The sequence below is a fragment of the Cupriavidus sp. UYPR2.512 genome (assembly GCF_000379565.1).
Lineage (GTDB): Bacteria > Pseudomonadota > Gammaproteobacteria > Burkholderiales > Burkholderiaceae > Cupriavidus.
In genome coordinates this window covers 1-13,029 of sequence record NZ_KB903209.1, presented here as the reverse complement: position 1 = coordinate 13,029, position 13,029 = coordinate 1, and the positions used below count along the sequence as shown (strand labels likewise).

At 61.0% G+C, this 13,029-nt stretch carries 10 protein-coding genes and 3 pseudogenes; 5 read left to right on the top strand and 8 right to left on the bottom strand.

Annotated elements, in window-relative coordinates:
- Positions 1 to 2: 2 nt before the first annotated feature.
- Positions 3 to 164 carry a transposase gene (locus tag A3A5_RS45935; RefSeq protein ID WP_369797860.1) on the top strand — a complete coding sequence of 54 codons (162 nt, stop codon included), beginning with the start codon at positions 3 to 5 and terminating at the stop codon, positions 162 to 164.
- Positions 165 to 179: 15 nt separating this feature from the next.
- On the opposite strand, the gene A3A5_RS0136985 is transcribed toward A3A5_RS45935, so the two are convergent.
- From A3A5_RS0136985 to A3A5_RS0136975, 3 genes are all read right to left on the bottom strand, one after another.
- Positions 180 to 443, bottom strand: a complete 264-nt coding sequence (locus A3A5_RS0136985; RefSeq protein ID WP_018315465.1) for a hypothetical protein — start codon at positions 441 to 443, stop codon at positions 180 to 182.
- A 114-nt stretch (positions 444 to 557) separates the two neighbouring features.
- Positions 558 to 938 carry an Hsp20/alpha crystallin family protein gene (locus A3A5_RS0136980; protein WP_018315464.1) on the bottom strand — a complete coding sequence of 127 codons (381 nt, stop codon included), beginning with the start codon at positions 936 to 938 and terminating at the stop codon, positions 558 to 560.
- A gap of 17 nt (positions 939 to 955) precedes the next feature.
- A complete protein-coding gene (locus tag A3A5_RS0136975) occupies positions 956 to 1,390 on the bottom strand; it encodes an Hsp20/alpha crystallin family protein (protein WP_026201504.1) in 435 nt (144 codons plus the stop codon).
- A 163-nt stretch (positions 1,391 to 1,553) separates the two neighbouring features.
- Between A3A5_RS0136975 and A3A5_RS0136970 the strand changes: the two genes are divergently transcribed.
- The 3 genes from A3A5_RS0136970 to A3A5_RS0136960 all read left to right on the top strand — a co-directional run bounded on the left by A3A5_RS0136970 (position 1,554) and on the right by A3A5_RS0136960 (position 4,255).
- On the top strand, positions 1,554 to 2,507 hold the full coding sequence (locus tag A3A5_RS0136970) for a DnaJ C-terminal domain-containing protein (RefSeq protein ID WP_018315462.1): 954 nt from the start codon (positions 1,554 to 1,556) through the stop codon (positions 2,505 to 2,507).
- 3 nt (positions 2,508 to 2,510) lie between these two features.
- Positions 2,511 to 2,804 (top strand): chaperone modulator CbpM, encoded by a 294-nt coding sequence (locus tag A3A5_RS0136965; protein WP_018315461.1) that lies wholly within the window; start codon positions 2,511 to 2,513, stop codon positions 2,802 to 2,804.
- A gap of 125 nt (positions 2,805 to 2,929) precedes the next feature.
- Positions 2,930 to 4,255 carry an IS1182 family transposase gene (locus A3A5_RS0136960; RefSeq protein ID WP_026201503.1) on the top strand — a complete coding sequence of 442 codons (1,326 nt, stop codon included), beginning with the start codon at positions 2,930 to 2,932 and terminating at the stop codon, positions 4,253 to 4,255.
- Between the two features lie 817 nt (positions 4,256 to 5,072).
- Here A3A5_RS0136960 and A3A5_RS42780 read toward each other — a convergent pair.
- Positions 5,073 to 6,128 (bottom strand): annotated as a pseudogene (locus A3A5_RS42780) (IS630 family transposase); the annotation flags it as partial.
- A gap of 97 nt (positions 6,129 to 6,225) precedes the next feature.
- Between A3A5_RS42780 and A3A5_RS42775 the strand changes: the two are divergent.
- Positions 6,226 to 6,354 (top strand): annotated as a pseudogene (locus A3A5_RS42775) (EamA family transporter); the annotation flags it as partial.
- Between the two features lie 197 nt (positions 6,355 to 6,551).
- On the opposite strand, the gene A3A5_RS0136945 reads toward A3A5_RS42775, so the two are convergent.
- From A3A5_RS0136945 to A3A5_RS40105, 4 genes and pseudogenes are all read right to left on the bottom strand, one after another.
- Positions 6,552 to 7,274, bottom strand: a complete 723-nt coding sequence (locus tag A3A5_RS0136945) for an MgtC/SapB family protein (protein WP_018315455.1) — start codon at positions 7,272 to 7,274, stop codon at positions 6,552 to 6,554.
- A 120-nt stretch (positions 7,275 to 7,394) separates the two neighbouring features.
- Positions 7,395 to 10,157 carry a magnesium-translocating P-type ATPase gene (mgtA, locus tag A3A5_RS0136940; RefSeq protein ID WP_018315454.1) on the bottom strand — a complete coding sequence of 921 codons (2,763 nt, stop codon included), beginning with the start codon at positions 10,155 to 10,157 and terminating at the stop codon, positions 7,395 to 7,397.
- 215 nt (positions 10,158 to 10,372) lie between these two features.
- A complete protein-coding gene (locus A3A5_RS0136935; RefSeq protein ID WP_232431581.1) occupies positions 10,373 to 11,791 on the bottom strand; it encodes a carbohydrate porin in 1,419 nt (472 codons plus the stop codon).
- Between the two features lie 873 nt (positions 11,792 to 12,664).
- Positions 12,665 to 13,029 (bottom strand): annotated as a pseudogene (locus A3A5_RS40105) (hypothetical protein); the annotation flags it as partial.

Genomic DNA, 13,029 nt, shown 5'->3' with positions numbered 1-13,029 from the left:
ATCTGCCGCCTTACAGCCCCGAACTCAACCTGATTGAAATCGTCTGGAAACATGCCAAGTACCACTGGCGACGCTTCGTCACATGGACCAAAGAAACCATCGATACCGAGATCGAAAATCTCCTCTCCGGCTACGGCTCAAAGTTTGAAATCCGTTTCTCGTGAATACTTAGTCCTATTTCACAGCACGGACTTATCGAAGATGCCGGTGTCGAGATCTTTCCTGAAATGCTGAACCCAATCGGTTTCATAGCCGATGGGGTATTCCCTTGTAACTTGTGTCGATCGTCTGGTTACCGTGACGTAGCCCTGTAAGCCGAAGTTCTCGTCGCCTTTTGGGTCAGTCGTATCCGTTTCCAGGAGTTCGAAATCATCTGCTGCCAGACCATTACGCTGCAAGGTCGCAAGAAAGTCCTGTTGTTCATCCAGTTCGATCAGTCGCATTGTCGGCCCTCACCTGTTCAAAGGGGCGAAAACCGGGACTTTCTTTCAACGATTCCGGTTTGCCCTCTTACGTGTGGCCAGCCATGGGTGAGCCCACGACCCGCTCGGCTTAGATCACGCCACCTTGACCTCAATGCGGCTCGGTTGCGCGGATTCGGCTTTCGGGATGCGCAGCTTGAGCACGCCGTGGTTGAACTCGGCGACGACCTTTTCGGGATCTAGTTCCTTGGATAGCGTGAACACGCGCCGGTAATGGGGCAGGGAGACCTCCGCGTAACTGGCTTCCATGCCTTCCGGCAGATCCAGGACAACTTCGCCCTTGATGGTCAGGGTATCGCCTTGCACCTGCACGACCAGCTTGTCCTTGGGCACACCCGGCACGTCGGCGTACAGGGTGATGCCTGCAGCGTCCTCGTACACATTCACTGGGGGCATCAGGGCCGCTTCAGTGCTGCCAGTGTCGGCTTGCTTGGTGACAGCAGTATTTTCGCTCATGGCCAGATCCTCCTCGCTCACTGGATGTTGATTTGGCGCGGCTGCGCGGCTTCGAGGCGCTGTATGCTGATGTGCAGCACGCCGTCGCGGTACTTGGCCTGCACCGCATTGGGATTCACGTCGTTTGGTAGGCTCACCACACGGCGGAAGCGGCCGGCGAAGCGTTCATCGATATGCACGGAGGTTTGCTCGTCCTCATCGGGGAGATCGGACTTGCGCTCGCCGACAATGGTCAGCACGCTCTTCACCAGCTGCACGTCGATGCTGGCCGGATCGACGCCAGGGGCAAAAGGGTAGATTTCCACCGAGTGGGGTGTGCCGCCTACATTCATGGCCGGAAAACTGACCCGACCGCGAATGCTGGGAGACAGCTCGAATGGCTGCTGCCACTCGCGCTGTAGGCGTTCCAGCTCTGAGAATATGTCACGGGGAAACAACGATCGATACATCATGTTTGCCTCCATTCGCTTTCGCGCGGGCGCCACATACTCTGACGCCCCCGGTTGCAATGGTAAGGCTTCGCTTGGGGATTTCAAGATCTTGATTTGACTGATATTCGGCATCACTCTTCGGGGGGAGGAGAGCAGCCCTCGAGACCGAAAAAGGGGACCACGCATGGAGTTCCACGACTACTACAAGACGCTGGGGGTGGCACGCGATGCCACGGCGGAGGACATCAAGAAGGCGTTCCGCAAGCTCGCGCGCAAGTTCCATCCGGACGTTTCCAAGGAGTCGGATGCCGAACCGCGCATGAGGCAGCTCAACGAGGCCTACGCCGTGCTCTCCGACCCAGACAAACGCGCCGCGTACGATCAATTGGGGCGAGGCTATCAGCCCGGCCAGGAGTTCCGTCCGCCGCCGGACTGGGACACCGGCTTCGAGTTCTCCAGTCGGGGCTTCTCGCCCCAGGAAGAGGCCGATTTCAGCGACTTCTTCGCCGAGCTGTTTGGCCATGTCAGGAGCAGACACCGCGGCTTCGATGCACACGGTGGCAGCTTCCAGTCACGCGGCGTGGATCACCACGCCAAGGTGCTGCTGGACCTGGAAGACGCCTTTACCGGCGCCACCCGTCAACTTTCGCTGCGCTTGCCAAGCATGGACTCCCAAGGCGTGGTGCAGCTCAGGAGCCGGACCCTCAGTGTGAAAATTCCCAAAGGCGTGCGCGAAGGTCAGCTCATCCGTCTGGCCGGGCAGGGGGCGCCGGGGATGGGCGGCGCGCCGGCGGGGGATCTTTTTCTGGAGGTGCATTTCAATCCGCACGACCGACTGAAAGTGAAGGGGCACAATCTACACCTCACCCTGCCGGTGGCGCCATGGGAGGCGGCGCTGGGGGCGGTGGTGCCCATCGATTTACCAGGGGGCGAACTGAAGGTGCGCATTCCCCCTGGCGCCCAGAGCGGCAGCGAACTACGTGTGCGTGGCAAGGGCATTCCCGCTAATCCACCGGGCGATCTGCTGCTGGACATCGAGGTGGTGTTGCCGCCGGCAAACACCCCAAAGGCGCGAGAGCTTTATGAAACCATGGCGCGGGAATTGGCCTTTAATCCGCGCCCGGATAGGAGAGCCTGACCCATGTCTGATGACGACGTTCTCATCGCCTACCTGATGGACGATGCTTGGCTGACTCTGGAGCAGGTGGCGGCAGCCTGCATGGTAGAACCCGAGTGGCTCATGCGGCATGTAGATGAGGGCTTGTTCCCCCATGCCGTAAGTGTCGCTGGCGTCTGGCGGTTTTCCAGCGCCAGCCTGCTACGGGCGCGGCGCATGCGGCAGTTGGAGCGTGACTTTGACGCCATACCGGAACTTGCCGCTTTGGTGGCCGACCTGCTGGAAGAAATGGATGCTCTGCAAGCGCGGATGCGTTGATGATGCTCGCGTCAACAGCAAAGTCCTCGCCTTGAATTAGCTCACGCCGGATGTTCGTGCGGCTAGGAGAGTGCGCGGCAGAAATCTGATGTCATCCGGCCGGGCCGGGTAAACGTTGTCAGGAGATGCCAACAAGTTATCTCCCATACGAGCCGCAGCAGCAGCAGATGTTGCTGCCCCACGCGCTGCAAGACTGGCTGCCCGAAGGGCACCTCGCCTACTACATCAGCGACACGGTGGATTCGCTCGACCTGTCAGCCTTCCATGCGCGGTATGCAGGCGGCGGCTCGCGCAATCAACCGTTTCATCCGGCGATGATGGTGAAGGTGCTCGTGTACGGCTATGCGACCGGCGTGTTCTCGTCGCGCAAGCTGGCCAGGAAGCTGCATGAAGATGTCGCGTTCCGGGTCCTCGCGGCGGGCAACTATCCGGCACATCGCACGCTTTGTGACTTTCGCGCCTTTCACTTGAAGGAACTGTCGGACCTGTTTGTGCAGGTGGTGAAGCTGGCGAAGGAATGCGGACTGGTCAAGATCGGGACGATTGCCGTTGACGGCACGAAGATCAAGGCCAATGCGTCGCGCCACAAGGCGATGAGCTACGAGCGGATGAAGAAGGCCGAGCTGGAACTCAAAGAGCAGATCGATGCGCTGCTGGCAAAAGCGAAGCTGGCCGATGACGCCGGGAAGAAAGAGCCGGAGCTCGATATTCCAGCTGGGATCACGCGGCGCGAGGACCGGCTTGCGGTCATCCGTGCTGCGCGCGCGCGTCTGGAAGAGCGTCAGCGCCAGGCCGATATTGCGCGTGGTCGTAGCGACGACGACACGCCGCCGGATGGCGGCGACAAGCCGAAAAAGAAGTCGCGCTTCAAGTACAAATTCGGCGAGCCCAAGCCCGACGCCCAGGAGAGCTTTACCGACCCGGAAAGCCGGATCATGAAGCATGCCGGCGGCGGCTTCGACTACTCCTACAATGCCCAGGCTGCTGTCGACGACACGGCCCACATCATCGTCGCGGCCGAACTGGGTAACTGTGCTGCCGACAGCGGACAATTGCCGATCGTTCTGGCGGCGGTAGCGCGCGACGCCGGGGCCGCCCCCGGGCAAGTCCTTGCCGATGCGGGCTACCGCTCGGAGGCGACGTTCGAACAGTTGCGCGAGCATCCTGCCGAGCTGATCGTGGCGCCCGGACGCGAGGGCAAGAAAGATGTGAAGGTCGATGCCCGGAAGCGCCCGCTATGCGCCGCGATGGCAGAAAAGTTTACTTCTACGCAAACTCGGGCGGCCTATCGAAAACGCAAATGGCTGTCCGAACCGCCGAATGCCTGGGTAAAGAGCGTTCTCGGATTTCGACAATTCAGCATGCGCGGACTGGCCAAGGCCCAGGCCGAGTGGAAACTCGTCTGCGCGGCGCTGAACCTGCGCAGAATGTCGAAAATGACGCCCGCGTAAGCCCGCAAGGGGGCAACTTTGCCTGATTTCGCCACCGGGTAAGCGCTATTTACGCACGCATTGGCGAGCAAAACTGCAATCGGCGTTGACGCCGCCCGATGTGGCGCCAACGCCGACGGCTCAATCCTGTCTGCCGCTCAGACTCCTAGGAGACCGCGCTCGACTTGGCTTGGCGCTGACCGCTTGGCGCCGAAGACGTAAGAACTGGCGAGTCTTGCCCAGCAAGGGCCGGCGATAGGACCACAGGCGACTCGTGCGGCGTCAGCCACGCCTTGCTTGCCTCGTAGTCGTTCGTTGCACCAAGCGTGCAAGTTTGCCGCGAAACCCGACGCGAAATTGGGATGTCGACCGCTATCAGGCAGTACTGACAGGCCTGCGGTATTTGCCTACGGGAACAGAGGGCTGGCCCGGACAAACCGCGCGCCAGGGCACCGACAGCATAATCAGCACCCCCTGATGGCAATAGGGGGGCGCCCTTACGATACTGGACTTAGAAACACTCTGGGAAGGACATTGCCATGAACAGCTATTGCACACTGTGCGGGCGCCTCGGGCATTCTGTGTCGGGCTGCCCATGGGCTTCGTACGTCCGTCTTGCAAGAATTCCTCAATGCGTGCCGGACGTATATGGGGCGCAAATGGGACAGCTGGCAATTGCGAGCCTCGGCAGGCTGGCGCCGGCATGCAGCCGACCATTGCCGTGATCGTGCAGGGGGCGAACCCACTACGCGAAGATTGAAGTGGCCACATCTGCTCTATCGCTCCCTTTGCTCCTCGTAAATCGCCTCAATCTACCCACAGATTTCCCCGACGAGCCGGAACTTAAGCGGCGGTTGGCGCAAATGACCTTCTGTAGGATGTCGCGAGCGCTCTTGGTCCAGATGAACGGCTTGGGGTTGGTGTTGTGGTNAGCGATGTACTCGTTGATGGCGTCGACCAGTTCCGGCACGCTGGTGAATACGCCGCGGCNAAGTCGCTCGGTTGTGATGTCGCGAAAGAACCGCTCGACCATGTTCAGCCATGATGCCGAGGTGGGCGTGAAGTGCATGTTGAATCGCGGATGCTTGGCCAGCCAGTCCTGCACCGCAGGATGNTTGTGGGTGGCGTAGTTGTCGGCGATCAGATGCAGCGTTTTGTCCTTGGGCGTCTCGCGGTCGATCTTGCGCAGGAACTTCAACCACTCGGTATGGCGGTGGCGCTGCTGGCACTGGGCAATGATCTGGCCATCGAGCACGTTGAGCGCGGCAAACAGCGTGGTCGTGCCATTGCGCTTGTAATCGTGGGCATGGTGGCGGCGCGCCCCTTCTTCATCGGCAGCCCAGGCTGTGTGCGATCCAGCGCCTGCACCTGGCTCTTCTCATCGCAGCACAGCACCAGCGCGTGCTCGGGTGGCGACATGTAGAGGCCAACGATGTCTTCAAGCTTCTCGACGAACTTCGGATCGCGCGACACTTTGAAGCCGCGCACGATGTGCGGCTTCAACCCGTGGGCGTGCCAATGGCGCATGACGGTGCTGGCGCTCACGCCCAACTCGGCGCCCATCTTGCGCGTGCTCCAGTGCGTGGCTGCTTCGGGCTTGCTCTGTGTGGTCAGTTCCACCAGCAGTATCCACCTTCAATGGCGGCGCACCGCGCGGCAAGTCGCGTTCGATACCGGCCAGCCCCGATTGCGCATACCGCTCACGCCAACGCGAGACCTGCACGCGTCCGACTCCCAACTGCTCGGCGATGTCTTTGTTCTGCATTCCGTCGGCGGCCAGTAGCACGATGCGTGCGCGCTGCGCTAGCCTCACGCTCGTGAGCTTCGACCGAACCAGCCTCGTCAAATTGGTTCGCTCCTCGTCGGTCAACATGATCTCGGGGGCAACTCGCACTCACTCTCTCCACGCTGTGTCGCAGTGTGGGCATTGGAGACGCCGAATTTATATACGTTCCATCAAGAACAGAACGCTACACTAGTGAACCTGCGTCGATCATCACCAGCACGAACATAATTTTGGCTGGGACGACAGCGAGCCGCACAGCCATCGTCACCGGCATGAGCCGATCGTCCACAAACACCCACACTACCCGGATATCCATCACCGCCATTCGCACTAGAACGGCTGCTGCAAGACTGACCTTACTTGAAGGGGATGCCCGCCAAAGTGAGCTCGATGTCTTCGGCGCCGTTTAGCAGCGCCAGTTTCTGGGCCTGCTTAGTTGGCGTGAAGGCACCTCGAGACCCGCACGTAGCGTTCGTGCGGCCCGATCACGAATGGACATCGGTCATTCTGTCGTAGTAGCAAAGCACGGCCTCACTCGGTAGTGCTCGGGCTCCAGAACGCCTGACTGACGGCGTCGGACTCGGTCAGTTGCGCGACGACGCGATCGAGTTCGTCGCCATCGACGGATGTCGCCATGAGCACCGCCTCGATTTCCACATCGTCGGTGCCAAAGGCATGGACCACAAGGTCACGGGTGGGATGATTGCTACCCTCCAGTGCATCCTCCAGCAAACGCATCGCCTCCTTCTGGCGTTGCCGCGGCGCAATGAGATAAACCGTGTTGGTGACCTCCACGGCAGGGGTATCGATCGGCTGCTGGTTGATGCGGTTGACCACCGGGCGCAACAGCGTGTTCGCTGCCAGCACGAACAGGCAGCCGAGCGCTGCTTCGAGGATCAGGTCCGCGCCGGCGCTGGCACCCACCGCCGCCGAGCCCCAGAGCGTGGCCGCGGTATTGAGGCCGCGGACATTGCCCCCCTCGCGCATGATCACGCCGGCGCCAAGAAAGCCTATGCCCGACACTACATAGGCCACCACGCGCACGGCGCCGTCATGCCCCGCCAGCCGGTTGGCCATGTCGACGAAGATCGCGGCGCCGACCGCCACCAGCACATTGGTCCGCAATCCAGCGGTTCGCTGCCGGTATTGCCGCTCGTAGCCGATCACCGCGCCGAGCACGAACGCCGCCGTGAGGCTGATGCCGGTGTCGAACAGCGAATCCAGATTGATGTTGTGGATAGCTTCGAGGGACATATTTGCAAGTGAGCCGGTTCAAGATCGTACGGTTTTATCTTCTCAAAATGTCATCCTCATGTCACAGCACCGTCACACCGCATGCTGGTGTGTCGGCGCCGGCGAGGTCAGCGGCAGTCGCTACTGCCAGCCGAAGCGGCGGATATAGAAGCGCTTCATGAGAGTAGTCAACAGCGCATACCCGAGCACGATGCCAACCATCCATGGGAAATAGCTCAGCGGCAGCGCTTGCAGCTTGAAGTATCCGGCCAGCGGTCCCATCGGCAGGAAGACACCGAGTGCCATGATCAGCCCGGTCATCACAATCAGCGGCCATGCCGCGCGGCTTTCGACAAAAGGCAGCTTGGGCGTGCGGATCATATGCACGATTAGGGTCTGGGTGAGCAGCCCCACCACAAACCAGCCAGACTGGAACAGCGACTGCTTGCCAACCGTGTTGGCGGCGAAGGCAAACCACATCACCAGGTACGTGGTGATGTCAAAGATCGAACTGATCGGGCCGAAGAACAGCATGAAACGGCCGATATCGCCGGGGTTCCATTGCAGAGGCTTGGCCACCAACTCGTCGTCCACCTTGTCGAATGGGATTGCGATCTGCGAGATGTCGTAGAGCAGGTTCTGCACCAGCAGTTGCAGGGGCAGCATCGGCAGGAACGGCAGGAAGGCGCTCGCGACCAGGACGGAGAAGACGTTTCCGAAATTGGAACTGGCCGTCATGCGGATGTACTTGAGCATGTTGCAGAAGGTGCGACGCCCCTCAATCACGCCTTCTTCCAGCACCATCAGGCTCTTCTCCAGCAGAATGAGGTCAGCCGCTTCCTTGGCGATGTCCACTGCACTGTCGACGGAGATGCCGATGTCAGCCGCACGCAAGGCCGGAGCGTCATTGATGCCATCGCCCATGAAGCCGACGACATGGCCATTGGCGCGCAGCGCGCGTACGAGACGCTCCTTGTGCAGCGGTGACAGGCGCGCGAATACGTTGTGCGTTTCCACGGCACGTCCAAGCGCAGGACTGTCCATCTTTTCAATGTCGTCGCCCAGTAACACTCCCGCGATGGCCAGGCCGACCTCCTTGCAGATCTTGGCGGTCACCAGTTCATTGTCCCCGGTGAGGACTTTTACCGTGACACCATGCGCGGCCAGGGCCCTCAGGGCCGGCGCGGTCGATTCCTTGGGCGGGTCGAGAAAGGCGATATAGCCAACAAGCGTCAGGTCGGATTCGTCGGCCACGCTGTACGTGGTCAGGCCCGGCGGCGTTTCCTTCATGGCCACGGCGACCACGCGCAGGCCCTCCGCATTGAGGTCATGCGTGACCTGGCGTACCTGCGCCAGCAGCACGTCATCGAGGGCGTGCATCGCCCCGTTGACCTGAACCCGGGTGCACACGCTCAGGATCTCCTCGACCGCACCCTTGCAGATCAACTCGTTGTGGTCCTCACGCTCGGACACAACCACCGACATGCGTCGGCGCTGGAAATCGAACGGGATTTCATCCACCTTGCGATAGTCCCGTACCGGCCGCAGTTCGTGTTGCAATTCGACGTGCTCCAGCACGGCACGGTCCAGCAGGTTCTTCAGGCCCGTCTGGAAATAACTGTTCAGATAGGCGTGCTTGAGCACCTCATCCGACACATGTCCAAGCACGTCGGTATGGCGCTCCAGCACGATCTTGTCTTGCGTCAGGGTTCCGGTCTTGTCGGTGCACAGCACATTCATGGCGCCGAAGTTCTGGATGGCATCAAGCCGCTTGACGATGACCTTGCGGCGCGACAGCAGCACCGCGCCCTTGGCCAGTGTCGAGGTGACGATCATCGGCAGCATTTCCGGTGTCAGACCGACGGCCACCGACAGAGCGAAAAGGAAGGCCTCCATCCAGTCGCTCTTGGTGAAGCCGTTGACGAGCAACACGATGGGCACCATCACTAGGGCAAAGCGGATCAGCAGCCAGCTCACCTGGTTCACACCGGCCTGGAAGGCCGTCACGGTACGGTCAGTGGCCGTGACACGCGCAGCCAGCGTGCCGAAATAAGTGCGATTGCCGGTTTCCAGCACCACCGCAGTGGCGGCGCCCGAAACGACGTTGGTGCCCATGAAGACGATATTACTCAGTTCCAGCGGGCTCACCGCATGATGGCGCCGCTCGGCGAACTTCTCCACCGGCAGCGATTCCCCGGTCATCGCCGCCTGGCTGACGAACAGATCCTTGGCGACGAGGATGCGACAGTCGGCAGGAATCATGTCACCGGCCGACAGCGCAACGATCTCGCCGGGCACCAGTTCGCGCAGCGGCACCTCGATCTTGGCGGGCGGCTTCGAATGCAGTTGCACGTTGAAGAACTGGGCACTGGTGGTGGCAATCTGGGCAGCCAGGTCTCTCCGCACCACCGTCGCGGTGGTGCTGACCATGGCTTTGAGCCCTTCCGCGGCCTGGTTCGAGCGGCGCTCCTGGACGAAGCGGATCAGCGTGGACAAGAGCACCATCGTGCCGATCACGATCGTGGCCTTGATGTCCTCGGTCACGTAGGAAATCGCGGCCAGCACCGTCAGCAGCAGATTGAACGGGTTCCGATATGAGTGCCACAGATGCAGCCAGGCTGGCAGGGGCTTTTCATGATCGACCTCGTTAGGGCCGACTCGCTTGAGGCGGTCTTCCGCCTCCGCACCGGTCAAGCCGTCTTCGTGCGATCGCAGGTGAACCAGCACGGCAGCGACATCATCCTTGGCCGCGCGCTGCAGGTCGCGTGTCAGGTGCTCAGGCATGGCCCGCGACGGACCTGGCTCGCCCAGCGACTCGAATAGGGCCAGTCGGCGGAAATGGTGTGTGACCCGGCGCGTGCGCAGGAAAGCGCCGTAGAGTGTTTTCAGGAAACCAAAGTTCATGACGAACTCCCTGATTGGCCGGTCATTGCCGACAGACAAAGTTTGACCGGTGATGAAATAAAAGGGGGGAATTGTCAGGGCCGGCCGCCACACCGCGCGTTCAACGCGACGCGGAAGGACTCATGCCAATCGACGTGTGCAGCGCCGGCGTTGCCGCGAGCCAGGGTCGGGATCCATGGCGCCTCCTGAGAAAGGGTTAGGGCAACAGGCGTTGCTCAGAATTCCGCATGGAAGCGCACGCCAAAGAATTTGGCGGGGCCACGATCCCGGTTGTAGCCAGGATTGCGGATGTACTGGAAATCCGGGCTGATACTGAAGGCCTTCAGCAATTGCAGGCTGTAGTAGATTTCCAGCACCTGCTCGGACCCATAGCGCAACGCGCCGTCGCCCAGGAAGGCGCCCAGGCCGCCGGCCGCCAGATAGTCCCGATGCGGGGACCGCAACATGTTCACGGCCACAGCCACCCCAAGCTCGTCATTGGGACGTCCCCACGCCTTGCCTTTGAGCGTACCACCGCCGGCGACCTGCTTGCCGATTTCGGTAAAGGCATAGGTTTCGGTCTCGTCATCTGACATATTCGCGCGGAAGAACACCCCGAGCGAGTCATTAACCTCCTGCAGCAACGTCACGCCGATGCCCATCTTGGCATGCTCGGCTCGCACGTCTGCCACATCCGGTGTCACGCCGTTGGCGCGCCCGAACGCCAGCGCGTCGCTGAACTTGCCCATCTTGGCCTTGTTGCGCCAAAGCAGCAGGCGCGCCTGCCCGGGCCGGCCAGCCAGGCTGTACCGTTTCTCCAACTCGAGCATGTCCCCGTAGTGCTCAAACATCCGGGTATCGAGCTCAAGCCCGTTGGATTCCAGCGGCTGCAGGAAGCGGCCGATCCGTGCAGACCAGCCATCGCCGATGTACTCCAGCGACAGGCCCCAGTCGTAGCCGCGCGCGTCGGCGGGATAGTCGAACGAGCCATGCGTCAGCGATGACCAGTTCATGAACTGCGTGCGCGGGTCCGAGCCATAGGGGTTCACATCGAAGACATCCAGCACGCTGAAATTGCCGGCGGTCAGCACGACGCGCTGCTTATCGACAGTCCGTGCGAACCGGTTGAAGTCGGCCTCGAGCTTTTCCTCCCCGCCACCGAGCCCCCACGTCTGGCGGACGAACGCGCGGGCGCGATAGAAAGTGGGATTCGGACCCGACGATTTGGCCAACTCCCCGTTGGTCAGGCCGCCCAGGCCATGCAGGCCAGAGAACGGCACGCCCTGCGAGACCTCGGGATTGAAGTGGAATTCCGCGCCTTGCCAAAGACGCAGCCCGAGATCGAGCGTACTGGTGAACGAATAGCTCTTGGCGCGTTCCGTGCCAAGGCTGTGTTCCCCGGAATACGCGGCACCAAAGGAAGGCTTGCGCTGCCAGACATACGTAGCCTGCCCATGAAAAGCAAAAAGATCTTCCGCCGGGGTGGCTGCTTGAGCGATATCGACGGTGCGACCCGCCTCCTGAGCGCGCAACGGCGTAATACCCAGGACAAAAAGCGGCAAAAAGATCACCGCGCGCAGACGGCGTGGCCAACAGCTTCCCCTAAAAATGGTCAGGGCAGCCAAGGCAAGCTGAAGATAGGTAACAAACGACATGAACCCTCCCTCACGCGCTTCTGTAGGCGCGCGTAGGCTCGGCGCGACGGTGCACGAACACCAAGGCGGGGGCGGACTTCGCCCAGCACTGTCCTTGCAGGTGCAGGTCGCAAACGAAAAATCGGGAGATGGCCGTGCAGAGAACCCGCTCGGATGCCACTACCCGCCGCTATCGGCTAGGCAGTGGCGAGATGTCGCCTTGACTGACTAGCCGCTCAGAGTTCGGCTTTGGGCCGACTAGAACAACAGTCCATGGGGAAAACCCTGTGATGAAGACGGGGCGAAGGATACCAAACCGGCGCGTTGCCGCGCAATCGGTTTCTCGAGCGCGGTTGGTGGGTGTGAGGTTTTCGCGCGACATCCTCTGGTCGCCAAATTCTGGCACTTGGACAAACCTAGCTGACGCGGGCGATATCAGTCTGTCTTGCGCTCTGGTTTGCCGGCTTCCTGACTTTCCCGCTGGCGCTGCTCTTCCCTCTCCTTTCTTCGCTCGCGCTTCCTGCCTTCAAACTTCTCAGCGGGGCGGGTGTTTGCTGTCGGGGAGGTTTCGGTACCCACGGCGGATGCCGGCGGTTGCGCTTCTGCGGCTGAAAGCAGCGCAACGGCACATGCCGCAGCAAGATGGATCCTCGGCAGCTTACAGGTGCCGCGCAGCTTATGGCCGGGCGCTTGCGCCCCCGCTGTGGCAAGCAAATTCAGCTTAGGCTTTCTTGGCATCGAAACGCAGCATGTGTAGGGGACGGGGGTGGACGGAGCGCTGGGGACAAACATAATCTCACCAGATGGTCATATGCGGGTGCCCGGGATCGCAAGCATTACTGGCTGCGTTCGTCGTCGAGATGAGTGGCGGCTCGATCTTCCCGCTAGCGCCCATCAAGGCGATGCTCCGCACCCTCGTTTTCCCTGAATTGGCCGACGCCAGCAGTGAATCACCCCGGGAATCGAGGAGGCTGTTTTGTTTACTGTAATGTACAACCGCGATGACGCGTACAGTTGCGCCAGCGCGTTCCTGGCATCGACACCGCTCAGCCGGCCATACCCGACCAGCCNCCGCACGACGGCGCCGTTCTTCTGCTCCACCCAGGCCTGATCGTTCTTCTTGTAGGCTCGCGAACGCGTCTGAACAAGGCCGCGTCCCTTGCAGTAGTCGAAGACGCTCTGGTTCATGAACGCACTGTCGTTGTCCGAGTCCACTCCAAGCATCGCGAATGGCAGATCAGCCGCCGCTTTCTCAAATC

What these genes read in the sequence shown, in the direction of transcription:
- mgtA (WP_018315454.1), bottom strand. Translation starts at nt 10,157, where the DNA reads ATGAACTTTGGTTTCCTGAAAACACTCTACGGCGCTTTCCTGCGCACG.
- A3A5_RS0136975 (WP_026201504.1), bottom strand. Translation starts at nt 1,390, where the DNA reads ATGATGTATCGATCGTTGTTTCCCCGTGACATATTCTCAGAGCTGGAA.
- A3A5_RS0136965 (WP_018315461.1), top strand. Translation starts at nt 2,511, where the DNA reads ATGTCTGATGACGACGTTCTCATCGCCTACCTGATGGACGATGCTTGG.
- A3A5_RS0136980 (WP_018315464.1), bottom strand. Translation starts at nt 938, where the DNA reads ATGAGCGAAAATACTGCTGTCACCAAGCAAGCCGACACTGGCAGCACT.
- A3A5_RS0136945 (WP_018315455.1), bottom strand. Translation starts at nt 7,274, where the DNA reads ATGTCCCTCGAAGCTATCCACAACATCAATCTGGATTCGCTGTTCGAC.
- A3A5_RS0136985 (WP_018315465.1), bottom strand. Translation starts at nt 443, where the DNA reads ATGCGACTGATCGAACTGGATGAACAACAGGACTTTCTTGCGACCTTG.
- A3A5_RS0136935 (WP_232431581.1), bottom strand. Translation starts at nt 11,791, where the DNA reads ATGTCGTTTGTTACCTATCTTCAGCTTGCCTTGGCTGCCCTGACCATT.
- A3A5_RS0136970 (WP_018315462.1), top strand. Translation starts at nt 1,554, where the DNA reads ATGGAGTTCCACGACTACTACAAGACGCTGGGGGTGGCACGCGATGCC.
- A3A5_RS0136960 (WP_026201503.1), top strand. Translation starts at nt 2,930, where the DNA reads ATGCCAACAAGTTATCTCCCATACGAGCCGCAGCAGCAGCAGATGTTG.